Annotated in this window: 13 protein-coding genes and 1 tRNA gene; 8 read left to right on the forward strand and 6 right to left on the reverse strand. The window is 61.4% G+C overall.

Translation table 11 applies throughout. The features are described 5' to 3' along the window. Window positions 1–87: 87 nt before the first annotated feature. Window positions 88–1,161, reverse strand: coding sequence for an ATP-binding cassette domain-containing protein (locus tag D2E23_RS05835; protein WP_126030046.1), 1,074 nt, complete (start codon window positions 1,159–1,161; stop codon window positions 88–90). Beyond that, window positions 1,158–2,456: an FtsX-like permease family protein gene (locus tag D2E23_RS05840; RefSeq protein ID WP_126030047.1), complete on the reverse strand. Its 1,299-nt coding sequence runs from the start codon at window positions 2,454–2,456 to the stop codon at window positions 1,158–1,160. The genes D2E23_RS05835 and D2E23_RS05840 overlap by 4 nt, the downstream gene beginning before the upstream one ends. Before the next feature lie 321 nt (window positions 2,457–2,777). Here D2E23_RS05840 and D2E23_RS05845 point away from each other — a divergent pair, with 321 nt between their 5' ends. Together D2E23_RS05845 and D2E23_RS05850 are read left to right on the forward strand one after the other, a co-directional pair. Further along, a complete protein-coding gene (locus tag D2E23_RS05845; protein ID WP_093960243.1) occupies window positions 2,778–3,479 on the forward strand; it encodes an HD domain-containing protein in 702 nt (233 codons plus the stop codon). A 285-nt stretch (window positions 3,480–3,764) separates the two neighbouring features. Continuing rightward, on the forward strand, window positions 3,765–5,285 hold the full coding sequence (locus D2E23_RS05850; RefSeq protein ID WP_126030048.1) for an amino acid permease: 1,521 nt from the start codon (window positions 3,765–3,767) through the stop codon (window positions 5,283–5,285). Window positions 5,286–5,663: 378 nt separating this feature from the next. Here the strand turns inward: D2E23_RS05850 and D2E23_RS11605 are convergent, their stop codons facing one another. After that, window positions 5,664–7,877: a DUF6541 family protein gene (locus tag D2E23_RS11605; protein ID WP_164520707.1), complete on the reverse strand. Its 2,214-nt coding sequence runs from the start codon at window positions 7,875–7,877 to the stop codon at window positions 5,664–5,666. 901 nt (window positions 7,878–8,778) lie between these two features. Here D2E23_RS11605 and D2E23_RS05860 point away from each other — a divergent pair. Continuing rightward, a complete protein-coding gene (locus D2E23_RS05860) occupies window positions 8,779–10,671 on the forward strand; it encodes a polysaccharide deacetylase family protein (protein ID WP_126030049.1) in 1,893 nt (630 codons plus the stop codon). Window positions 10,672–11,104: 433 nt separating this feature from the next. Here D2E23_RS05860 and D2E23_RS05865 read toward each other — a convergent pair. Together D2E23_RS05865 and D2E23_RS05870 are read right to left on the reverse strand one after the other, a co-directional pair. Then, window positions 11,105–11,193: transfer RNA gene (locus tag D2E23_RS05865), tRNA-Ser, on the reverse strand. Window positions 11,194–11,402: 209 nt separating this feature from the next. Beyond that, window positions 11,403–12,557, reverse strand: coding sequence for a PfkB family carbohydrate kinase (locus tag D2E23_RS05870; protein WP_164520708.1), 1,155 nt, complete (start codon window positions 12,555–12,557; stop codon window positions 11,403–11,405). Window positions 12,558–13,701: 1,144 nt separating this feature from the next. On the opposite strand from D2E23_RS05870, the gene D2E23_RS11925 reads away from it, so the two are divergent. Beyond that, window positions 13,702–13,827, forward strand: coding sequence for a hypothetical protein (locus tag D2E23_RS11925; protein WP_269843602.1), 126 nt, complete (start codon window positions 13,702–13,704; stop codon window positions 13,825–13,827). Window positions 13,828–14,364: 537 nt separating this feature from the next. Here the strand turns inward: D2E23_RS11925 and D2E23_RS11695 are convergent. Beyond that, complete coding sequence (locus tag D2E23_RS11695; RefSeq protein ID WP_206432008.1) at window positions 14,365–15,336, reverse strand: hypothetical protein; 972 nt, start codon at window positions 15,334–15,336, stop codon at window positions 14,365–14,367. 144 nt (window positions 15,337–15,480) lie between these two features. On the opposite strand from D2E23_RS11695, the gene D2E23_RS05880 reads away from it, so the two are divergent. From D2E23_RS05880 to D2E23_RS05895, 4 genes are all read left to right on the forward strand, one after another. Next, on the forward strand, window positions 15,481–16,449 hold the full coding sequence (locus D2E23_RS05880) for a helix-turn-helix transcriptional regulator (RefSeq protein ID WP_126030051.1): 969 nt from the start codon (window positions 15,481–15,483) through the stop codon (window positions 16,447–16,449). A 156-nt stretch (window positions 16,450–16,605) separates the two neighbouring features. After that, window positions 16,606–18,180 carry an alpha/beta hydrolase domain-containing protein gene (locus D2E23_RS05885; RefSeq protein WP_126030052.1) on the forward strand — a complete coding sequence of 525 codons (1,575 nt, stop codon included), beginning with the start codon at window positions 16,606–16,608 and terminating at the stop codon, window positions 18,178–18,180. A gap of 137 nt (window positions 18,181–18,317) precedes the next feature. Then, complete coding sequence (locus tag D2E23_RS05890; RefSeq protein WP_164520709.1) at window positions 18,318–19,736, forward strand: MFS transporter; 1,419 nt, start codon at window positions 18,318–18,320, stop codon at window positions 19,734–19,736. Between the two features lie 539 nt (window positions 19,737–20,275). After that, entirely contained in the window at window positions 20,276–23,752 is a 3,477-nt protein-coding gene (locus D2E23_RS05895) for an RICIN domain-containing protein (RefSeq protein WP_164520710.1), read from the forward strand. The last annotated feature ends 639 nt before the right edge of the window (window positions 23,753–24,391 follow it).

Below are 24,391 nucleotides of genomic sequence, written 5' to 3' on the forward strand. Positions count from 1 at the left end.
AGCACACGCTATGTGTGTCGGCTGTGCGTCGGCTGCGCCGACAGCTCCCCTCAACGAGGGAAGCCACAATGCCCTGATCCCGACGTCCTACAGCGTGTAGGTGTAGTCGCAGGACTTGGCGAGATCGCGATCCTCGGTCACGATCACCACGCAGTGATCGTCCTTGCGGGTGAAGGAGCGCAGCAGCTTCATCACCTCGTCACGGCCGTCGTCACCCAGCTGACCGGTCGGCTCGTCGGCAAGAATCACCGCCGGCTCGCAGGCCAGCGCACGCGCGATGGCCGCCTTGCGTCGATCGATCTCCAGCAGTTCGCTCACCGGAACGTCGTTCTTCTCATCCGGGAAATCCACGTTCTCAAGCAGCTCCGCCGCCAGAATCGGCTTGGCCTTGAGGAAGTTGCGTCCCGACGCCTCCATCGTCATCACGATGTTCTGCACCGCGCTCAGATACGGCAGCAGCGCGTACCGCTGCGGAATCATGCCGACGAAGTGCCCGCGGTACTCCTGCGGCATGAGCTCGAGCAGCTCCTGGCTCTTGAACATCACCTTGCCGTCGGTCGGGCGCATGAGACCGGACAGCAGACCCATCACGGCCGCGCGCTCGTTCTCGGCGTCCACCAGCACCGCGTGCGTCTTGCGCGCATAGAACTCCATGCTCACGTCGTGCAGCACGTCGCCGCCCTTGCGGTCCGACGCGTACGACGCATGCTTGAGCGCCAGCGTCGGATACGTCTTGAACTTGAAATCGTTCTTGTGACGGATCTCGCGGTCGATGTGCTTGGCCGTGGACTCGGCCTCCACCACCTCGACGGGCTTCACGGTCGCAGGTTTGGCAGCCGGCTTGGCGGCAGCGGTGGTCTTGGCCTCGGACTGGGCGTTTGCCGCATCCGCAGACTCGTCGGAGGTCTTATCGGCTTCGTCGGCGTTGTCGTCGTCGGTCGTGCCGGCTGCGTCGGCTGCGCCAGTCGTGCCGTCCGTGTCAGCCGTATCGTCGGCCGCGTTGTCCGTATCGTCCACACTGTCGTCGTCGAACACGATGTCGAACTTGGTGATCACGTCATCCGCATCCGCGCCGACCGTCGTCGTCTCGTCGACCGTTTCGGTCGACTCGGTCTTCTCGAGATCCTTGTCCGGCTTGGTCGTCTTCTTGTCGTCGCTCATCGGGTCTCCTCCATTCGCGATCCCAGCATCGTCGTCGCAGTGGTCAGGTTCGCACGCACCAGGCAGATCACCATCGTCGCCACAAGCGTGCCCAGACCGATCCACACGACCGTCCACACGGTTCCGGCGGCCACCGTGGCGTTCGTACCGGCGGCCAGCGCGTTCGACAGCGGCTTGGCGGCGAAGAATCCGCCGGCCGCGCCCGCAAGCCATCCGACGAGAATCGGCAGCAGATTCTCCAGCGAGAACTGCCAGCCGATACGGCCGCGCGTCACGCCGACCATGGTCAGGAAGCTCACCTCGCCGGTACGCGCGCGGCCGATGCCCCACACGAGCAGCAGCAGCGCGATCACGCCGCCCGCCACGTACATGGCGATCACGCCCACGCGCACCTTGGCGGCACCGTTCTTCAACGGCTCGATCTTGTCGTTGTACTTGTCGATCGTCGGCGACGTGATCGTGTAGTCCTTGCTCAGACCGGCCTTGCGCACGGCCTTCTCGAACTTCGTGTAGTCGGACGGGCTCTGCAGCACCATCGCGATGTCGAGCAGATTCGCGGTGCTGGCGGTGTCCGTGCCGGTCAGACCGGCCGACATCGTCACGGCCGTGGACGCCAGAATCGTGTTGTCCTGATCGATGCCGGTCTGCGCCTCGGAACTCTTGGACTTGGTCTTGTAGATGCCCGAGATCTTCACCTCCAGCGTCTGGCTGGAATCGCTCGGATTGACGAGCTTGATCGTATCGCCCACCTTGAGATTGTTCTTGGTGGCCAGCGCCTGCGGCACGAGCACGGTGCTCGCCGCGTTCTCGTCGTTGTTGGTGTCGTAGCTGAGATCCTTGCCCTTCACCACGGTGTACGAGCCGTTGAGACTGTCGGCCACGGCGTCGGCGTCGGAGAATCCGGTGATCGCCAGCTGCACGCCGTCCTTGGTGGCGCTCACGCCGTCGACGTTCACCTTCGCGGTCTCGGCGGAATGCGCGTTCGCCAGCTGCACGCCGGCGTTCGTGGCCTTCTCCACGTACGTCGAATAGTTCTCCCACGACAGGTTGTACTTCGTCCAATCCACCTTGCTTGCGTCTCCGCCCTCCTTGGCGATGACGCGCGTACGGTCGACGCGGAACATGACCGACGGCGTAAGCGCGTTGTAGGTGGTCGTGGTCGCCGTGTTCGCGGCGTCGAGGATGGACAGGCCCACGACCGAGCCGAACGATACGGCCACGGCGGTCAGGGCCAGCAGTATGGTCTGCGCCTTGTGGCGCCCCATCGCGGCCCAGGTGTTCTTCAGGACGAACATGTACTTCTCCAGTTCCGTTTACAGTGTCGGGCCGGTTCGACGGTCGCGCTCGCGTGCATGCCGCGCTCGTCGGCGTACGACGTGCGACGCGCGGCGGTACGGCGAATGCCCGGACGATGTCAAGGCAAAATACGGCCCCTGTTCACTATGGGCACAGTATGTGTGCGTTCACTGTTCCCTTTCTAGGCTACTCCTGTGGAAAAACTGGGAGATTTCTGAGGGGAGGGGTGGATTGGGGTGTTCAGACCCTTGTGTGCCGGTTTGTTAGTGTGATCACACTAAGGATGCGCGAGGGCCCGCGCGCGTATGGGTGGTTCTAATATGGGCGATATGATTCCAAGCTATGACGATATCGATGATCTGCACCGCAAGTATGCGCCCTCGCAGGAGGCCTACGAGCTGGTGTACCGCCACTGCATGATCGTGGCGAAGATGGTGCGTGAGATCTGCGTCTTCCGCAACCGTCTGTTCGTACAGGCCGACGTGCTGGGCAAGGACATGATCCAGCAGTACACGACCAAGGCACCCACCCGTCTGCTCGACACCGACAAGGCTGTGGTGGGTGCGCTGCTGCACGACATCGGCACGTACGAGGTCATCGACAACGACGGCTCCAACGGTGAACCCGTCTCGTTCAACCGCGACCGCTATATTCTGCACGGTCTGGCCGGCTACGACCTGCTGAAGGCGGAGGGCGTGGACGAGGAGATCGCCCAGTTCTGCCGCAACCATACGGGCGTGGGCATCACCAAGGAGATGGTGGAGCAGCAGCATCTGCCGCTGCCCGTGGCCGATTACGTGCCGCGCACCACCGAGCAGGAGATCGTGATGTACGCCGACAACTTCAACAGCAAGTCCGAGCCGCCGCGCTTCGTGACCGCCGCCAAGGCGATCCAGCGCTGCGCCAAGTTCGGCGAGGCCAACGAGCAGCGCATGCGCGAGCTGGTGGGCATCTACGGCGAACCGAAGAACCTCAAGGAGATGGCCGAGCAGTACCACATGGTGCTCATCGACGCCAAGTAGACGTCTTTCCGCATCTGCGTGCTCCCTCCAAGGGAGGGAGCTGGCACGCATAGCGTGACTGAGGGAGGGAATGCGCGCCCGCAAAGGTAGTCAATCCCTCCCTCTGTCATGACCTTCGTCATGACATCTCCCTCCCTCGGAGGGAGAACAAAGGGCGCTCTTGACTGGATCGGCCTCCCAGGGGGAGAACGTCTGATTCTGCGGTCATGTCCTCCTTTATGAGGACACGGTCAAGCGCGGCCGGGGAAGAGACCCCATGCATCTGTACAACGAAGAGAGAACACAATGACGACCAGTGAATCCGGCGAAGAAACCATAACCGAATCCGGGGGAGCGGCCAACGCCGATGCCTCCGGTACAACCCCCAAGGGACCGCATACCCACGCCATCCACACCAGCCTCAAGCGCGGCATGGAGGCCCGTCACCTGCAGATGATCTCGCTCGGCGGCGTGATCGGTACGGGTCTGTTCCTCAGCTCCGGCTATACGATCCACCAGGCCGGCCCGATCGGCACGATCCTCGCGTACGCGATCGGCGCGGTGATCGTCTATCTGGTCATGCTTACGCTGGGCGAACTGTCGGTGGCCATGCCGGTCACCGGATCGTTCCATGTCTACGCGGACAAGTTCATCGGACCGGCCACGGGTTTTGTGGTCGCGATCCAATACTGGCTGACCTGGACGGTGGCGCTCGGTTCGGAGTTCACCGCGGCCGGTCTGCTCATGCAGCGCTGGTTCCCCGGCACGCCCACATGGATATGGAGCGCGGCATGCATCATTCTGATCTTCACGTCCAACGCGCTGTCGGTGCGGTTCTTCGCGGAGACGGAGTTCTGGTTCGCGTCGATCAAGGTGGTGGCCATCTGCGCGTTCATCCTGATCGGTGGTCTGGCGATCTTCGGCGTGCTGCCCGTGCACGGCTATGATTCCGCGCCGCTGTTCCACAATCTGGTGAAGGACGGTGCGTTCCCGAACGGATTCATGCCGGTGTTCGCTACGATCCTCACCGTGAACTTCGCGTTCTCCGGTACCGAGCTGATCGGCGTGACCGCGGGCGAGACCCGCAATCCCGAGGTGGCGGTGCCCAAGGCGATCCACACCACGCTGTGGCGCCTGGTGCTGTTCTTCATCGGTTCGATCGTGGTCATGTCGGCGCTGATCCCGTGGCAGGACGCGGGCGTGGACGAAAGCCCGTTCGTGCTCGTGTTCAACAGCATCGGTCTGCCGTTCGCCGGCGACATCATGAACTTCGTGGTGCTCACGGCCGTGCTGTCCGCGGCGAATTCGGGCCTGTACGCCACCACGCGCATGGTGTGGTCGCTGGGCCACGAGCGCATGATCCCCGTGTGGTTCGCCAAGACGAACCGTCGCGGCGTGCCGATGCTGGCCCTGTGCGCCTCCATGGCCGGCGGTCTGCTTGCGCTGCTGTCTTCCGTGGTGGCGGCGAGCACGGTGTATCTGGTGCTGGTGGGCATCTCCGGCCTGTCGGCCGTGGTGGTGTGGATCGCCATCGCCTACTGCCAGATCGTGTTCCGCAGGCGTTGGATCGCCGAGGGGCATACGGTGAGCGAGCTCAAGTACCGTACGCCCGGTTATCCGTGGACGTCGTGGGCGGCGTTCATTCTGTGCACGGTCTCGTTCTTCCTCGTGTTCTTCGACGTGGAGCAGCGGTTCGCGCTGATCGCGGAGTTGATCTTCCTGGCCGCCTGCTATGGCATCTACTTCCTGCGTCAGCGTCTTGAACGAAACCGCAAGGTCGACGTCGTCGATGTTCCCGACGACAAGCCCTGGGTCGCCAAGGACTAACGGTCGGCTAGCGGTCGGCTGGTTGTCGGCTAGCGAACGGGCCGCTATCGTGCTCCCTCCCTGGGAGGGAGCTGTCCGGCGAAGCCGGACTGAGGGAGGGAACCTAGCGTCAGGGGCTGGTGGTGGTGTTCTCCCCTCAGTCAGCCTGCGGCTGACAGCTCCCCTCAAAGAGGGGAGCCGGCGTAAGAGGTCCAATATTGCCATTGGCTGGTGGAATGGGAAAGGTTGAGGGGAGCCTGCGTAGGGGGCAATACTTCGGCTTCTTGTGGGCGGCGTTTTGCGTGTGCTCTTCCACTGAGCGCCCATGTCCTCTGGCTCCCCTCTCTGAGGGGAGCTGTCTGCGTAGCAGACTGAGGGGAGCCTTGGCTTGGTATCCGATCATCGTCTGCACGCGAAGCGGTACAGCGCCCAGCCTTGTGCGTGCTCGCCGTAGGCGCTGTAATCCTGAACTATGGTCATCGTGCCGGTCTGTACGTACTGGTCGATCAGCCGCTGATCGTGGAACGGATCGTACTGCTGCTTGAACGTGAACATCTGCAGACTGGCCGCCTGCGGGCCCATCGCCAGGAAGTACGCGCCGTCGCTGCCGCCGGCCGGGCAGACCGTATCCAGTACGCGCTGGCCGTCGCCCGACGCGAACGCGTCCTCCACCGCGCCGAAGATCGCGCCGTTCTTGGTGTGCTGCGGGTTGTACACCGGGTAGAGCATGTTCGCGTCGAACATCGTGCTCGCGTACATCGAACCGTTCATCGGGTCGGAGATGATCGCGGCATGGGTGCCGGTCTTCTCGATCATGCGTCGCATCACGTCCACCTTGTCGGCGGTGAGTTGCTCGTACGGGTCGCTCTTGTTGTAGCCGGCGTTGCGCGTGATCTCCTCGCTCATCGTGGAGCGGATGGGATTGTACGTCTGCGCGAGCGCCATCGTCGCGGTCATCGACACGGCCAGCACGATCGCCGTGGCGAAGGCGATGGCGTTGCGCGTGTGGCCATCGGCATGTCGGTTGACGGATGCGTCGACGTCGCCGATACGGAGGTTCCACTTCGTGCCGTCCGGGCCGGGCAGTACGGCCGCCTCGGTCACGGCGCGTTCCACGCACGACAATCCGAACGCGAGCAGCGGCAGCAGCACGAACGGGAACATCGTCACCGTGCGGGCGTCCGAACGGTACCAGGGTGCGGCGAGGATGTTTGGGATCGCGCCGGTGAGCGAGGCGCTGCACACATACACCACGATCACGAACACGTAGGCCATCACTAGGGCGATGCCGTCGCGCAGACGGCTGCCGGCGAAACCGAGCGCGGCGATCGTTGCCGCGATCAGCGCTAGGAATGCGAACGCGCCGGCCACGGGATTGCCGCCGATCACGCCGTTGGAAAGCGACGACAGGTGGTCGCTGAACGCGGTCCACAATGCTTCAGGCACTGTTTTGGTCGGCACGAACGTGTGGAACCACGCTCCCGGATCGGCGTAGCGGTTCGACGGGTAGAAGCTGATCATGAACACGAGGAACGCGCCCGCGCCGGCGATCATCGCCACGAATACGGCGAGGATGAACTTCCACGGCAGGCGCGTGAGGACGAACGGCAGGAGAAGCAGCGCGTAGGTGAAGACCACGCGGGGATGGGCCGCCACGCATAGGATGCCGATCGCCGCCGTGGCCAAGGCCTCCAGCAGCAGGGTGCGGACGTGCTCGGCGCGGTGGCCTCGTTGAGCGTGGATCAGAGCGACGAGCGCGTCGAGGAGATGCAGCGAGCGATGTAGCAGGAACGGCAGCAGCGTGCTGGCCAGACCGAATGCGATCAGCGGCCCCGAATACAGCATGTGGAAGGGGTGCGAGGCCGAGGCGACCGCGAGCAGCGGGATCATCAGGTTGGTGAAGATGCGCGTGATCGGGGTGGCGCTGCGCAGGAAATACGAGCAGAGCAGCAACATGCCGGCCGGCCAGAGGATGCCGGACGAGACGAGCCACACCACGTCCAGCGCGGTGAACACGCTGAGATGCACGCCGAAGAGGGCGGTCAGCTTGACGGTGCCGGCGGCGAGCAGATGGAACAGCGGGGGATAGTAGCCGCCGTTCGGCAGGAGCGAGAGGGCCTTGGCCGGGCCCTGTTCCAGCAGTTCGCGGATGAAGTAGTAGTGGGCCGGGGCGTCGATGCCTTGGATCGGGCTGTTCCAGATGCCACGGGGGAACCATGCCAGCACGATGACGAATGCAAGCGCGATGCCGATGACTCCCGAGATGCGGGCGGCTAGGGTGAGTTTTGTCGTGGCGGTTGCCGGCTTGGTTGTTTGGGGTGTGGTTGCCGGTGCGGACGTTGTGGGAACTGCAACCGGGGTTGCGGTTGTCGGGGTTGCGGCGGCTATATCGGACGTGGGCGCGGCGATCGGCGTTTCACCGGGGTTGTTATCGTTGCGGGTGCGAGCCGCGGGCGCAGGGTTGTTGGCTATCCGGAGGCTGTTGGCCGTCTGGGAGGTGATGTCGGTGCCTTCCCCTGTGGAGGGAGCCTGGCCGGGATCCGTGGCAGGGAAATTCGCCGGGGATGCCTCGTTCGGGGTGTCTGGGGTTTCGGAAGCCTGCGTCGAAGTCATACGCCCACCCTATCGTGCCCGCCGAATCGGGGGCTTGGGCGTTGTCGCGGGCCTAACCGCCGGTTTGGAGGTCTTTGGGAGGCTTTGCATGGCGCTAACCTCCGATTTGGAGGTCCTTCGCTGGGAAGAGACGTGGGCGGGTGTTGCTCATTATGATCGGAATGGTTCGATAACTCTGTTTTTGAGAGCTTTATGCGGGGGATTCTGGTGTGAGCGCCGATTCCGGGGATCGGAGCTACTTAGGTGAGAACCTCCCAATCGAGGGTTAGCTCCATGCAATGGGCGCGAAGGACCTCCAAACCGGGGGATAGGTCGGTTGGGGGAGGTGCGCGGCGGGAGAGCGGCCGGCTATCGGGCCTTCCCTAGGTGGAATTGCACGGCGGCGCCGACATAACCACGCTTCGCTAGGTTCCTGCCTAAGTAGCCTTCGCCGTATTCGATCACGTTTCTGCTCTGTCATGGGAGATACGGGGCATATTTGCCCGTAAAGCTAGCTTTTCATGATTCCAGCTATATCGGCGACAACCTAGGGAAGCGCGGATAGACGTCTGCAGCGATGACTAGGAACCTAGGGAACAAGGGATACCGGGTTTTGGTGGGGAGGGGGCTTAAGGTCGAATTCAACGCATAAACGTCTAAACACCCTCGTCGCGTTTCTGCGACCGGTAGGGGCTCCCCGCCAGAAGTGCGTTTCCGTTTGTGCTTCCAAGTTGGGAGTGCCTTGGCTGTGCGCGTGATGGCCCGGATCGGTAAACGGCGGTCTGCGATTCTTTCGAACCTAATGGCGCGGATGCGACGCCGAGATCATCCCGGCATCGCTGCGCCAGACCTGTCGGTATGCTTGTGCTGTTCAATTGAGGGCTGGTGGTGGAAACGCCGAGCGGAGACATAGGAGATCGTGATGGCACGGGGTTTCAGAACGCGCAAGGAAACCGAATACACCGGTCCGATGTTCGCATGGGACAGACAGACCTCCGTTCCGGCCGATGAATCCCTGGGCGCAACCGATGCAGCGGCGGAACCTCTGATGGAAGCGGAGACCGAGGTCATCGACCTCGCCGCCGAATTCATCGATCTCAATTCGGTTCCCGGCTCCGGCTCGGGCAGGAAGTCAGGATCGGAATCACCCGATGGTTCTGACGGTTCAGGCTCCCCCTCCCAGGGGGAGCTGTCCGCGCAGCGGACTGAGGGGGTCCACACCGACTCCTTCCAGGATCCAAATCCCCACACGAACTCCCACCCCCGAACGCGAGGATCCCGTTCCCGTCACACGCCCGCGACCCCGCCTCGCCGCCCTCATGCCACCGCCGCAACGCGTCGCCACGGCAAGCGATTCGTCGCCATCGTTGCCATCGCAGTGATCCTTGCCCTGGTGCTCATCACGGGCGGCGCGCTCGCCGGCTACCGGTACTATCGCCTCGCCATCTCCGACTGCATGCACTACCAGTACGCGTACCAGCAGAGCCGCGCGCACCTTGAGGCCGTGGCCGCCGAAATCGACAACGCGGGCGACATCACGGTCAGCGAGCCATCCGGCATCTACGACGACTCGTCCTGCAACGCGAAGCAGCTGCCCACCACGCTCGCCGGCCGCGCACACAAGTTCAAGACGGCATGGCAGCAGGTGGAAACCGAAATCACAAAACTGCGCAAGCAGGCGGCATCAGACTCCGCGAACACAACCGCCGGTACGACCTCATCCGCCACTGACACGAGTCTCCTTCCCATGGATCTCAATCTCTCCGGCAGTACCACGGCCTTCGCGAACGCGATCGCCCACGCCCAGTGGATGCTCGATACTTCCAAGGACACGGTGGCCGACTCGTCCACGCGCATCAAACTCCAACGCGCCATCGAATCCGCGCTCGCCGACACGGGCGCGGTGCAGGGGACGCAGCTTTCCACCGGCACCGATCTGGCCACTCGGGATGCCGCGGCCGACACCGCGAATCCCGCGCTCGACTCTACGGCCATCGCTAAGTCCGCCGACACCGCCTCCGGCTCCCTGCCTCTGCAAACCGAAATCAGTGCCGTGCGAGCCCGCGCCGGTCACGTGAAGGCGCTGAACAAGGCGGTGAACGCGGTAGTCAAGTCGCAGAACCGCAAGCTCGGCATCGACTGCAGCGTGCAGAAGTGCGTGGCGCTCACGTTCGACGACGGTCCGAACGAGGTGAGTCCGCAGGTGGTGCAGACGCTGCAGAACGAGGGTGTGCAGGCCACGTTCTTTGCCGTCGGTCAGACGGTGGGCGCGGGGTCCGATAGCGGCTCCGATAGCAGCGCCGACGACTCTGCGATGTCTTCCACGATGTCTTCCACAATGGCCAAGGCATTGGCAACGGGCAGCGTGATCGGTGACCACACGTGGAATCACACGGATCTGCCGTCGATGAGTTCCGCCGATCGCGCGCAGCAGCTCGTTGACACGAACCGTGCCGTGCAGTCGGTCACCGGTCAGCCGGTGCGGCTGTTGCGCCCGCCGCACGGCGCGTTCGACGAGGCGTCGCGGCGCACGGCCGTGGCGATGAATCTCGGCCTGGTCGACTACGACGTGGACTCATACGACTGGAAGAGCCTGAACGCGCTGAAGACGCGGGAGAAGATTCTGGCGCAGGTGCGTCCGGGGTCGATCGTGCTCATGCACGACATCCATCAGAGCACGGCGGACGCGCTGCCCGACGTGATTCACGATCTGCGTCGATTGGGCTTCACGCTCGTGACCGTGCCGCAGCTGCTCGACGGGTATCCCGCTCCCGGCGAGGTGGTGTACTCCCGCGCCATGCGCGTGCAGTGGTAGTGGCTCACAGGATAGCGGTCGGCTACAGGGCGGCCCGCAGCTGCAGAGCGATCCGTCCATAAGGAGCGGCCGGCTGTATAGCGTGACGGATGATCGCATAATGACGGTGGAACGGCAGAATGCGACGGCGGTGCTGTTCTGGCTGGTTCCTTACCTTCTTGGCAGTGCTGTTCCCGGACCGCTGTTTGGGGCGCGAAATTCCCGAATTCCGCTCTTTGGGGCGTCGAATGCCCGAAAATCGGCTCAAAAACGGGATGTTGACGCCCCAAAGAGCAGATGTTTCCGCATAGTGAACCCAATATGGCGCATGATTCCAGAATGCGGTCATTGGTGACTGTGTGGGGTGCGGGTGCGGCGGTGATGGCGTAAAGCGCGGTCATGGGTGCGGCGCGGGGAAACGAAAAAAGGGATTCCGGCGAACCGGAATCCCTGATGGCGGAGAATACGAGATTCGAACTCGTGAGGGCTATTCACCCAACACGCTTTCCAAGCGTGCGCCATAGACCACTAGGCGAATTCTCCAGCGTTACCATCCTGAACTCGTGAGATTTGCTCAGTCAGGCAACTTGAAAAGAATAACATGCTTTCCGGAGAACGCAAAAACGCGGGGTGGATTCGTTGCGATTTCAACGTCTTTTCGGCGTGTCGTACATGGGGTGTTTGTGCCGCTGCCGCGACCGCGCCTCACTTTCACACCTGCGTCATGCCTGTGCCACGCAGGCGCTCGCACGCTACTCCCGTGCCAGCTCCATTTGCTGCGCGATCAGCAGCTTCGCCTCCGACAGCGTGGGGCAGCTCGGCTCGCCGGTGACGGTGTCGGACCTCGACACCGCAATCGACGACGCCGCGTTGGCCACCTCCACCGCCTCCTCAAGGTCGGCGCCGCGGGCCAGCATCGCGCACAGCACGCCGGTGTGGCAGCCGCCGGCCGACTGCGTGTGCGTGGCCTTGGTCGCATATCCGGGCAGGTGCGTGATCGAGCCCTCGGAACTGCCTGCGTAATCTGGCTCCCACAGCCACGCGCCACCTGCGCCGGTGCGGATGATTACGGGAGCCTTGAGCACTTCGCCCAGCCCCTCGATCAGCTCCGGCATGGTCGCTTCGGTGCTGCCGTTGACCATCACCGGCTCCGGATCGGTGATCGGAATGCCCAGACGCAGCGCCACCGCTCGCGCCTCACGCTTGTTGCACGTCCAGATCGGCCGGTCGAGCACCAGCGTCTCGATGAGCTGCTCATTCACATGTCCGATCACCGCGCCCGACGGGTTGATCACGATCGTGTATCGGTGTCCACGCGGATTGCCGTGCTCGTCGAATCCTCCGTAGTCGCTCCAATGCTCGTCCTCGCGACGCATGAACGCGAACACGGCGCTTGCGGTGCGGTTGGTGAGCGTGTTGCCGCTGATGTGCAGCACGTCGTTGCTTTCGGGGCTGATCTCGTCGAACGAGTCGAACGTGCCGTGCGCCTCCGCGCCGAACTTGGCGATGAGTGTCTTGCGCGGACCGCCGTCGCTGAGCAGCACGCGCAGGCCGGAATCCTCGTCGAGTCGATCCTGTCCGGTGTGCACGATGCCTTCGTCGTCGAACGCCTTGCGGATCATACCGGCCCATGGTCCGTTGCCGATGATGCCGGCGTGCTCGGTGCGCACCCCCATGCGCGCGGACGCCTGCAACGTGGAGAAACTGCCGCCGATGCCGGTGCCCGCGTTCTCCGCGTAGGAGAATCCGCCCGGCTGCGGAATGGTGTTGACCCCCATGATCAGATTGACCGCCACCTCGCCCAGCGATATGACCTTGCCGGGTGCGTTGGATGCGTCGTGTGTGAATGCCGGAGTCCCCGAAGCTCCTGACGCGGTGTTTTCATTGTTTTCATTGCTGGCAGACATTGACGGACCTCCTTGCAAAACGTGGTGCCCATGTCCCATGTGGTGATCGGCGTCGTCGCCGATCTTTTCCCATTTTATCGTCGGGGGTATTCGTGGACAATCAACATTGCGGATGATTGTGGCGTGTTTTGCGGGATCGTCGTGGCATGGCGGTTGTGAGGGGGTCGCGTGTGCGTTGTTTGATTACGTTCTGTTGTGGATGCGGAACCGATCGTATTGGTGCAGTGCGCCTGATTGCGTTGCGTTGTTGATGTGGAGCGAAACGTACCCGAGTGGTGTGGTTCGATTACGTTGCGTTGCGAACGTGATGCGGATCGTACTCGTGCGGCATGGTTTGGTTACGTTCTGTTGTGAATATGAAGCAGATCGTACTTGTGGGGTATGGTTCGGTTGCGTTCCGTTGCGAATGCGATGCGGATCGTATCGGTGCGGTGTCGCTTGGTTGCGTTGCGAGCGTGATGCGGATCGTACTTGTGGGTGGTGGTTCGGTTACGTTCCGTATCTGGTGTGAGTTGAAACGTACCCGTGTGATGTTGTTCTGATTGTCCCGTTGCGAGTGCGAAACGAGTCATGCCGGTGCGGCGTGGCCTGATTGCGTGCGTGATTGTTGCGTTGCTGTAGCGCTGCGGAGTGCGGTACCGCTGTCTCTGTCTGTAGTGCTTGGGCTGCTGCGTGAGCCCGGTAAATGGCGACTGGATATTTGGTGTCGAAAAGGTGAGCGCAAACACAGATTCTTCAAATCGTTGCAATATCAAGGAAAGTGGACGTCAGGAAACGACACGCCGACAAAACGGCGGAATACCAACCACTTGGTAGGTTTCTTTGCGCCAGCGCTTGCGCAAATTGCGCAGGTGGTCTATGGTTAATCATGTCAGCCAAACAAGGCAGACAACAAACACACAGAAAAGGGAACAGCATGAACATCAAGAACAGCATGATGCGCGGCCTGGCTCTGTACGGAACTTCCGTGGTGGCCGGCTCCTACAACAAGGATCTGAACCAGACGGTCATCGATCTGGCTCGCGAATCCCGCTGAGCGCAAAGACCCCGACGGGTCGCGGATAGATAACCGACGACCGCAGGGCACCCAAGACTTACAACTGAATACAAAACCGATCAATACTTCAACAACAAGGAGAACATCATGAACATCAAGAAGAGCATTCTGCGCGGCATGGCCCTCTACGGCGCTTCCACCCTGGCTGCCAACCCGGTCGCCGGCAAGGCTATCGCCGACACCCTGGCTGATCTGCAGAACGACGCTCGTTGAGCTCGATAACGCAAGGATCTGACTCAAGCTGTAAGGTTTCGACCTTCTGATCGCAGCCGCTGAAATGCCGCCGGTCCACAAGATACGGCCGGGCATGCAGTTAGGCAGATCGCAAATTCGCCCTTGGAAAGGCCTCTCGCGGAAACCCCGCGGGAGGCCTTTTTTCGTGGGTGGCCTATGTTGTGAGCATTGACTGGGCTGCGCTATCGGGGGTGTTGCTGCGGTGCTTGGGCCTTTACTCGGCGGTCATGTGCGGTTTTTGAGCGGTTCTTGTGCCGTAATGCTCGGGATTGTGCTTTGGCGCTTGCGGTCTCGGGAATAGGCGACGCACAAAACGAAGATACCCGATATCGAGCGTTGAAATTCCGCGGGTGCATTTTGGGTATCTTCGATTTGTGAACCGCTCTCTCCCCAGACCATCTCTCCTACTGAGCACATCACCAGAAAAATCGAACATCGACCAATGGTGAACTCTGCGAGGGCCGGACTATGCGCGTGGGAAACCCCTGCAGCGGCGGGTGATGGCGATATGAAGTATTACGCCACGAACCGGATATAGGTGCGGTCGTCAAAGGACTCCGAGCCCGGAGCGAAACCCTTGGTCGTGCGGAATTCGCGCACTAGATGAGGGTCCTCGCGCCGCAACCGTTCCAGCTCCCGTTCCGACTCGTCTAATGTGGGGCGGAGTTTCGGATACCCGTCGCTCGCCAATACCACCTCGTCGCCCGGGCGCACGGGAATTGTGTGAATCGGATACTTCGGGTCGGTGAACCCATCGAAAACAAAGTACCCGTACTCTCCCCGTCGATTCGCGAACTGCGACTGCAGCCGCAGGAACGGCATGATCAGTTCCCGGGCGGGATCCGGAACCGTGGATCCATCAGTGGTCTCGCGAGTGGGATTGTTGTTGAGGCTGAGGTCGTTGTTGGGCTCCCTGCGGGGATTAAGCCCGCTCCCAGTGGTGGTAGCGTCGCCATTGTTCGCGCTGGCCGCATCAGCCTCGCGCTTTCCCGACTCGGTCTGTTGCGAGCGCTGCAATTCCAACGCCTGCCAGGCAAAACTCCGTAGTTCACCCAGCAATATATCCACGCGTTTCGTCGTGGGAACCGCACGCCCATTGACCATCGCCTGACAATCCCCGAACAGCCAGATCTCATGCAAAGCCTCCGAGTAGATCACCGCGTTGGCCTGCAGACGGTCATTGGGGTGATCGCAGAAATACGCGGTCGTAGAATCCTGCCCGGACGTGATCTTTCGGTACTGCGCGCGAAGCGCTTCGTCGACCAGCTGCTGCATGCCGCGCATATCAGTGTCGTCAGGTGCCGTGCACAATGCTTCCAGAAGCGTATTCTTCGCCACTACGCCTGGCGTCGGTTCCCATATATTGGCGCGACTCTTGCTCGTCACCCCATCCACCACGGCCACGAATCCATTGCCCACATGCAGACCATCTTCATTGAGTCGCTCGTCCTCATGCTTGCCCAGCGTCCGTTGTTCCAGAATTCGCATTCTCCCGGAGCCTCCGTCAATTGCCAAATCCGCTCCCAGTGTAGTTTCGTCTCGCGCGCCTTTCTCCATACGCCATTCCTGAATCCCGAAGTCGGTGCGCTATCGTAATGGTCAGAAACTGTCGAATGGGAGGCTGGTTGTCATATGCAGAAGGATCATCACATTGTTCCCGGTGCCGACTCCAGCCAGAGGAATCCATCTCGGCCTGCTCGTCCCATGGGCATTGCACCTGCTTCTCTTGCGGAACGTCTGGTGGAGGCGAGCGCGTATCTGCATCATCAGGCTGATGCCCGCGACATTGCTCGATACGTCAGTATTCTCGCGCATCAGCTTATACCGGCCGCTGATGGTGTGACGATAAGCGTGCGCGTACATGGTGTGGGCGGGTATGCCGTATTGGGAGTATACGGTTATCCGCATTTTCCCGGCACGATGATCATCGACGCCGACAGTGAAATGGCACAGCGGGTTCAGCAGGAATTCTGGCTGAGGACTCCCGACGAGATTATGCAGCTCTTCACCGTGGACGATGATGACAACGGTCGACGATTCCTCGCTACGGAATCTATGGGAATCCGTCACAACAGCGTATTGGGAATGCCGATGCGGATACGACGGCAGAACGATGAAGACGATGTCGTAGGCGCTGTCTGGCTGGGAAACTGGACTTTGCATAATCCGTTCACCGCCAATGACCATACACGACTGCGGTTATTGACGCAGATTGCGGCACTCGCCTTTGACGATGCCGAGTATGCGACCATCTATCAATCTGACGGTCAGTCAGTTCGCCGGTGGATGCGAGAACTGCCATATGACGCCGAAACAAGACATGCCGATCGTGGCGATAAAAACGGTGTCAAAAGGGTTGATGATGACAGTTCAGAGAGCAATGATTTAGACTTTGCCGTGGAAGTTCCCGAATTTTCCGAACGTGAACTGTCCGTTCTACGCTTGATCGGCGCCGGTATGACTGCCAGAGAAATTGCGGAACGCCTGTATATCAGCGTGAATACGGTACGTACCCATCGGACCAATCTGCTGAACAAACTGGGCGTTCATAGTAGTACGGCCGCAGTGGCACGTGCCCGTGAACTTGGCGTTCTGTCCTGACCGCAGCAATGGTCCACGACACTAGTGCATGTTCATGCAAATGCGTGAACTCCATGATCATCAATCATGCATGCTCACCCCGTTCCGCTACTGCAATTGCCTCATAGGATGAAGCCAATCGCAGCGAGGCGATGAGCGTTACAGGAAGGGCTGTGCATGATGCAACAGATTCGACAACATATTCCGCAAGTGCAGGGACCGTTATCGGTCAGTGCCGATAGCTACCCGTTCAGCACCATGGCTCATGCGAACGAGCCGTTGGATCTCAGCGAGTACGGATACGTGGAGGAGGAGTATCTTCTCGAAGGCGATGCCGACACGTATTCGGAACGCATAGGTGATGATTCCGAGTCCAAAGTCGGTACCGCGATACCGGACGGGCGGCCCACGCACTACGTCACTCGTGTGCTGGTCCGTAGACCGGTGGAAGAGACGTCGCAGAACGCATGGCTGAGCATACTCAACGCATCACAGGGATACGACATTGAAGATGACTGGCGCCGCGCATGGGATTACATCATTGCCCAGCGCGATTGCTATGTTGGCGTAACCAGCAAGCCCATCAATGCGGATGCACTGCACAACTTTGATGGCCGGCGCTATGCCCGGGTGACATGGGGTGGGAAACTGCCGGGATTACATGCCGAACCGGGGTGGAACCCATTCCAAATCATTCCCGGTAGCGAGGAAGGGCTGGCTTGGGACATACTTGCTCAAGCCGGTGCATGGGTCCGATCGGGATCGTCGTTCCCGGCACCAAACCATGTGGTCATGATGGGGCAGTCGCAGTCGGCCGTGTACACCAATACGTATCTGACGTACTTTGACTCACTGCTAACGGGGCCGAACGGAGAACGGATCTTTGACGGGTACCTTCCCGGTGCGGGATCGGTGCTTTGCCGTGAGCTGCGGCAGATGCAGCTTTCCGACTCGGATCCTGAATCAGCCACTGTGGTGCACTCCGGCGTCAAGGCCACATTCATCCCCCGGCTTCTGCCGCCGGCTCAGATAGATGCGCCGGTAATCACCATCACGACCGAAGCTGACACGCATCTGTTCGCTGGGCTTGGCAGTGGAGCCGAGGCATTCATGCTCGGTGACGGTCCCAAGCGTCGCCACTGGCATGTGGCTGGGGTGCCGCATTCCGATGCGCGCTCGCGAGTGATTCCTTGTGATTCCGAGATTCTCAAGGCCGGCCGGCTGCCGCGCAATCGTAACGAGGAATGGCTGCGGTCATTGATTACGCTTCCGGTGGAGCCTGTGATCACTGCGGCCATGAGCGCGATTGTTCAATGGATTGATCAAGGTATTCCCGCGCCGGACAGTGCGTATTTCGATACGCAGACACGGTCTGATGATCGTGTTGATGTTCGGGACGGTTCTGACGGTTTCGCTTCTGGCGGTCGTCGGTTTGTGAACGATGCACACGGCAACCGTGCCGGAGGTATTCGACTCGGCATGCTGGAGCATCCTATCGCCGATTTCCATCCGGCAGCTCTTGAGCAGGGCGTCAGTGGCACCATGACCTTGCATGATGCGACGCAGGTCAAGGCACTGTACCCGACCTACGAGTCGTATCAACATGCCTGCGACGAGATCGATGATCGACTGCAAGCTGAGGGATACCTCGAAGCGCATGGACGTCGCCTGCTCCACAATGTCGAAGCGGAACTCTGGCGCCGTTGCGTGGAAGATTCCGCTCCGCTGGAGTACACCCCTCAGGAAGTCTGAGTTCCGATATCGGACGGCGACCTATGTCCCGTCGCTTCTCGCCACCTCTATCTCTGATGCACGGGATGCGCTGCGTTGTAGCGGCGTTGCCCGTATATGCCAAAGTCATTTTTGCCGATTCAAGGAGGAATAGGGCAATGTCTCAAATCACACCGTCACAGAATACGGCGACATCAGCAATCGTGTCGCCGGTACAGGATTCCGAAGCCGCGATGTCGGCCGAAGATCGCAAGAACGCGCGTCTCGCGGCAGTCTCCGGATTCTTCGGATCCACGATCGAATACTTCGACTTCGTGTGTTTCGCCACCGCTTCGGCGCTGGTCTTCAATAAGGTGTTCTTTGCCGGATTCGGTGCAGTCGGCGGCACCATTGCGTCGTTCGCCACATTCGGCGTCGCCTATATCGCACGACCGCTCGGCGCGATCATCTTCGGCACGTTGGGTGATCGCATTGGCCGTACCCATACGCTGATCGTCACGCTGCTGCTTATGGGAACCGCGACTTTCCTGGTCGGATGTCTGCCTACCGCGCAGACCCTAGGCATCGCCGCGCCGATCCTGTTGGTCGTATTGCGACTGGCACAGGGGTTGTCTGCCGGCGGCGAGCAGGCGGGCTCGAATTCGTTGAGCTCCGAGAACGCCCCAAAGGAGAAGCGTGGCGTGTTCACCGGTTGGACCATGATCGGCGTGGCTGTGGGCACGATGCTTGGCTCCGTGGCGTTTGTGCCGATCACCGCTCAGGGTGAGGATTTTCTGCTTGGATTCGGTTGGCGCATTCCGTTCCTGATTGCAGGCCCGCTTATGTTGTTTACGCTGTGGATTCGTTCTCAGGTGAAGGAGCCCAAGGTTTTTGCCGAGCAGAAGGCTCTGCGTGAAAGCGGTGCCGTCTCCGAGGCTGACGCTGGTACCTCGTCGGGCAAGTCGGGGAAGAAGGATTCCGCTCCTTTGGCTGAGGTGCTGCGCTACCACTGGAAGAATCTGCTTCGTGTGATCGTTTGTTCTCTGTATGCGTTGATGGGATCCATGTCCAGCGTATTTGGACTCACCTATGCCACGCAGTACGCCGGATTGGAATCGGCGAAGTACCTGGGATTCACTTCGGTTCTTGGTCTTGCCGTCATTCCGATCAGTCTGATGTGGGCATGGGTGAGCGACAAGGTCGGTCGTCGTCCGGTGTTCATTCTTTCGGTGCTGAGCTTGGCGGTGCTGTTCCCGGTGTTGTTCGCAGTGATGCACACGCATAACTGGGCGTTGATTCTGGGCGTTCTGGCGCTGCTGCAGATCCTGGGCTCCGCGGGCAACATTGTGCAGGCGCCGATGTACACGGAGATGTTCCCGTCGCGTGTCCGTTACACCGGTTACGCGGTGGGTACCCAGTTGGGCCTGATCGTGGTTGGATTCGCACCTACGATCGCTGCCGCGTTGGTCAAGCCCGGTCCTATGGGCTGGGTGCCTGTGGGCATTTTTATCGCCGTCTGTATGGTTGCTGCCGCCATCTCAGCCTTTACGGCTCGTGAGACCCGAGGTCTGAGCCTCGCAGAGCTGGATGAGGGCTGATGGAACAGGACTAGCGGATATTTGCTGGATCCCTATGACATGGTGTCTGCACGAGATATCTTGTGCAGACACTTTTCGGTTATTGCCGGCTTACCCCGTCCCCGACAAGGACGTTTGCAATGATTATGCCGATATCCCGAGGAGAATTGCCAACTATATTTACTCGTTCGCATGGCTGGGGGCTGATTGTGGGGCTATCTTCGGGTTGTGGTGTTGATCTGAGAGGTTGCGGGGTCCTAACTGCCGATGTGGAGGTCTCTGTCAAAGTAGAGGGGACCGTGAATATGTTGAATTCTACTAGTTTTGGGCTTGGAACTATCTGCATTGATGCAGCTGGGGCGTGTGTGTACTTTGACAAGGACCTCCACAACGGAGGTTAGCCTCGATTTTGGTCGCGCGGCTGCGCACCGGCGGCGTGTGGCGTACGTTCAGGAACGGGTGACCCGAGGTGCGGGTAAGTTCGAAATTACGTGTGCCTAGAAGGAAGTGGGTGGAATATGGGTATATGGTCCCGGATTGTGAAGGCAGTAGTTGGGGGAGTGGCTGCGACGGCAATGCTGATGCCGGTGGGCGCGGCCGTGGCTGCGCCGGCCGATGACTCCACGGTTGCCGGAGGAGTGACCTCCGTTGCTTCCGCGGCCAATTCCGCGCAGACTTCCTCGTTCGCGTCGCAGAGTGATTCCGGCGCTGCCTCCACGGTGACTGATACCTCCGTGGATGGTCCGGCGAAGGTTGAGAAGACGCATGTTCCGCAGACCGCGGAAGAGTCGTTCGTTTCCGCTTCGGACGCGTCCACCTACGGGTTGGATGCGCAGAGTGATGAGGGGGATGAATCCGGGGACGCCCAGGCTGATGGCGCTCAGCCCAATGGTTCCAATGGTTCCGAAGGGGATAGCTCCAAGTCCGACGGGCTTGCCGACGGCACCGGGGCCAACGCCCTGATCGCCGCCGCCGACCTCAACGGCCTGGCTACGGTGGGTGTGACCTGGAAACAGCAGGACATGACCGACACGGCCAAGGCGCCGAAGCTCGAGCTGCGCTACTTCAAGGACAACGCGTGGAGCGAATGGCAGACCCTGCCCTCGGTCGACGACGATCTCGGCAAGATGGGCTCCAGCCCCGCATACTACGTAGGTCTGGCCACCGAGGCCGAGGCCCGTCTGACCCCGGTGGACGGCCAGACGATCACCGAGGCGAAGTTCATCACCGTCGACCCCGGCTACTCCGCCGAAGGTACCGCAAAGACCAGTGCCGACACCAGTGCGAATACGAACAGTTCGAATGTGAATAACGGGGACAAGTCTGCGGATTCCGCCGCGGCCGTCGTCTCGTCGTCGGCAACCGAGTCCGCCACGACAGTGGATAACGCGGAAAACTCTGTGGATAGCAACACCGCGAGCGCCACGGCACAACTGCAAACGACCGAGGCAGCATCTGCCGCATCCACCTCAGCTACCACCCCCTCCGTCCGCACCGCCGCCGACGCCATCACCTCCGCCGGCCGCATCCACACCCGCGAGGAATGGTGGCAGTCCGGCAACCCGGCCCGCCAGTGGAAGCCCGACAACAGCGGCCACTGGCAGGGCGCCGTGGTCCACCACACCTACCAGCCCGCCAACAACTACACGCAGGCCGAGGTCCCCGCCCTCATCAACGGCATCTACGTGTACCACAACACGTCCAACGGTTGGGGCGACATCGGCTACAACCTCCTCGTCGACAAGTACGGCGGCATCTGGGAAGGTCGCGACGAAGGCGTCGACAACCAGGTCGTCCCCGCCAGCGAGGCGATCGGCGCCCACTCCCGTGGCTTCAACTCGGCCACGTTCGGCGTGGTCGTGCTCGGCGACTTCACCACCCAGGCCCCGTCCGAAGCCGCCATCAACTCGGTGTCCGCAGCCATCGCCTGGGAGTTCAACGCGCTCGGCATCACAAACGCCAAGGACACGTTCGAATACAAGGGCACCCAGCCGCGCATCACCGGCCACGGCGACAAGTCCCACCAGTCCGACAGCGCCAACAACACCGCCTGCCCCGGCCAGAAGATGTGGGACCGCATGGACGACATCCGTAACAAGGTGCAGAAGCTGCTCGTTCCGCAGATCGACACCCTCGCCAAGGTCACCATCCCCGACGGCGTCTACTACATCAACGCGAAATCGCGCGACTCCGCCGGCCTCGACGTGCCCGACTACAGCACCGCCGACGGCACGCAGCTCCAGCTGTACTCCTACAACAACTCCACCGCGCAGCGCTTCAAGTTCGCCAAACAGTCCGACGGCAGCTACGTGATCACCAACGTCAACTCCGGCAAGGCGCTCGACGTGGCAAACGGCAGCGCGTCCAACGGCGCGAAGGTCCAGCAGTTCACACCCAACGGCAGCGCCGCCCAGCGCTGGTTCATCCGCAATTCCGGCACCGGCTATTACCTCCAGTCTGCGCTCGGCAACTGGGTGCTCGACATCACCGGCGGTAACACGAGCGACCGCACCAAGATCGACCTCTACACGCCCAACGGCACCGACGCGCAGAAGTTCCTGATCGCGTCCGCCACCAAGACGATCACCACCAAGGCCGTGAAGATCCAGTCCGTGGCCGCCGCGTCCGGCAAGTCCGGCACGAGCAGGGTGATCGACGTGTCCGGCGGGTCCGGCAGCAACGGCGCGCGTCTGCAGATCTACGACGACAACGGCACCGACGCGCAGCTGTTCCGTTTCAAGCAGGTCGGCAACGGTGTGTACACGATCACCAACGTCAACTCCGGCCGTGTGATCGACGTCGCGAACGGATCCACCGGCAACGGTTCCACCATCCAGCAGTGGGATTCCAACGGTTCCGCCGCCCAGCACTGGCTCGTGCGCACCGCGGAAGGCGCCGACGGCACGACCGACGTGGCGGGCAGTTCCTCCGCGTTCTCGCTCATCGGATCCGGCTCCAATCGCGCAATCGACCTGCCCGGCGGCGCCACGACCAGCGGCACCGGACTGCAGATCTACGCCGCCAACGGCACCGCCGCCCAGCAATGGACCATCGCCGAAGCGCCCACGTCCCGCGACAAGTTGAACACGCTCGCCGCACAGCACAAGGACGACATCAAGGACGGCACGTACAAGGTGTCGACCAAGCTCAAGGATTCCGCCGTGCTCGACGTGACCGGCGCATCGTCCGACAACGGCGCGAACGTGCAGCTCTACGGATCCAACGGCACCGCCGCCCAGACGTGGACGGTATCGCATGACGACAACGGCTACGTGACGTTCACGAACGCCAACTCCGGCAAGGTACTCGACGTGTCGGGCGGCACGGCCAACTCCGGCGTGAACGTGCAGCAGTACGATTCCAACGGCACGACCGCGCAGAAGTGGGTCGTGATCAAACAGTCCGACGGTTCGTATGCGATCCGCTCCGCCGCGAATGCCAAGGACGAGATCGTGCTCGACGTGACCGGCGCATCCTCCACGAACGGCACGAACGTGCAGGTTTATTCGTCGAACAATTCCAAGGCGCAGCGCTGGACGTTCACCGCCGTGCAGACCGCGCGCACCCGACTGAACGCGCTCGCGGCCGCGCACAAGTCCGATGTGGCCGACGGTACGGTCGAGATCGCCTCGACGGCGAAGAAGACGATGCGTTTCGACGTAGTGGGCGGTTCGCGTGACAACGGCGCGAATGTGCAGCTGTATGCGTCGAATGGCACGAACGCACAGGCGTGGAAGGTGTCGCATGATTCCCTCGGATACGTGACGCTGACGAACATGAATTCCGGCAGGGTGCTCGACATTTCCGGCGCGTCCACGGCGAACGGCGCGAACGTGCAGCAGTGGGATTCCAACGGCAGTTGGGCGCAGAAGTGGATCGCCGTGAAGAACAGCGACGGTTCGATCACGCTGCGTTCCGCGCTCAAGGAGAACTTCGTGATTGACGCCGCCGGCGGAGCGATCGGCAACGGCACCAACATCCAGATGTGGACGTCCAACGATTCCACCGCCCAGCGCTGGACCTTCAACAGGAAGTAATCACACGCTGAGCCCCAGCCTGTGTGCTCCCTCCGAGGGAGGGAGCTGTCCGGCTATGCCGGACTGAGGGAGGGCGTGCGTCCGCATAGTCGCTCGCGCAGCGGCTTCCCCTTGAGGGGAAGCTGTCACGCGCAGCGTGACTGATGAGGTGGGATCGGCGTAAGCCGGAAGATAGGGATGCCGCAACTGCAGTGCAGTTGCGGCATTCTGTGTCTTGGCCGACTATCGTCGGCGTCACCTCATCAGTCGGCTAGCGCCGACAGCTTCCCCTCAAGGGGAAGCCGGGTTAGCGGGGCGTCGGCTTGGACTTGTCTGAAAATGTTGCTGGCGTTTTCTCTATGGCTCAGCCCCTCGCGGGAAGGTGGGTTTCAAGGATTCGAGCCCTCCCTCTGTCACGGCTTTGCCGTGACATCTCCCTCCCTTGGAGGGAGAACGATGGGGTGGGTCCGCCTTCCTCGGGAACGGGCGCAATCGTTGGCAAATTGGGGCGGGGCTTATGCTTACCGAATGGTAAGATTCGTGATGTTTGACCGGTTCGGCGTGAAGACAATTGAGGAGTCTTCCGTCGGCTGCATATGTGGGTTCATCTGCAGTCATGCGCGTGGATCCGCATGAGGAAAACAGCAGGAACACACGAAG

It is taken from the genome of Bifidobacterium callimiconis, assembly GCF_003952005.1.
GTDB lineage: Bacteria > Actinomycetota > Actinomycetes > Actinomycetales > Bifidobacteriaceae > Galliscardovia > Galliscardovia callimiconis.

Coding starts and splice junctions, on each gene's coding strand:
- D2E23_RS05870 (WP_164520708.1), bottom strand. CDS start 12,557: ATGTCTGCCAGCAATGAAAACAATGAAAACACCGCGTCAGGAGCTTCG.
- D2E23_RS05835 (WP_126030046.1), bottom strand. CDS start 1,161: ATGAGCGACGACAAGAAGACGACCAAGCCGGACAAGGATCTCGAGAAG.
- D2E23_RS05845 (WP_093960243.1), top strand. CDS start 2,778: ATGGGCGATATGATTCCAAGCTATGACGATATCGATGATCTGCACCGC.
- D2E23_RS05885 (WP_126030052.1), top strand. CDS start 16,606: ATGATGCAACAGATTCGACAACATATTCCGCAAGTGCAGGGACCGTTA.
- D2E23_RS05880 (WP_126030051.1), top strand. CDS start 15,481: ATGCAGAAGGATCATCACATTGTTCCCGGTGCCGACTCCAGCCAGAGG.
- D2E23_RS11925 (WP_269843602.1), top strand. CDS start 13,702: ATGAACATCAAGAAGAGCATTCTGCGCGGCATGGCCCTCTACGGCGCT.
- D2E23_RS11695 (WP_206432008.1), bottom strand. CDS start 15,336: ATGCGAATTCTGGAACAACGGACGCTGGGCAAGCATGAGGACGAGCGA.
- D2E23_RS11605 (WP_164520707.1), bottom strand. CDS start 7,877: ATGACTTCGACGCAGGCTTCCGAAACCCCAGACACCCCGAACGAGGCA.
- D2E23_RS05890 (WP_164520709.1), top strand. CDS start 18,318: ATGTCTCAAATCACACCGTCACAGAATACGGCGACATCAGCAATCGTG.
- D2E23_RS05840 (WP_126030047.1), bottom strand. CDS start 2,456: ATGTTCGTCCTGAAGAACACCTGGGCCGCGATGGGGCGCCACAAGGCG.
- D2E23_RS05860 (WP_126030049.1), top strand. CDS start 8,779: ATGGCACGGGGTTTCAGAACGCGCAAGGAAACCGAATACACCGGTCCG.
- D2E23_RS05850 (WP_126030048.1), top strand. CDS start 3,765: ATGACGACCAGTGAATCCGGCGAAGAAACCATAACCGAATCCGGGGGA.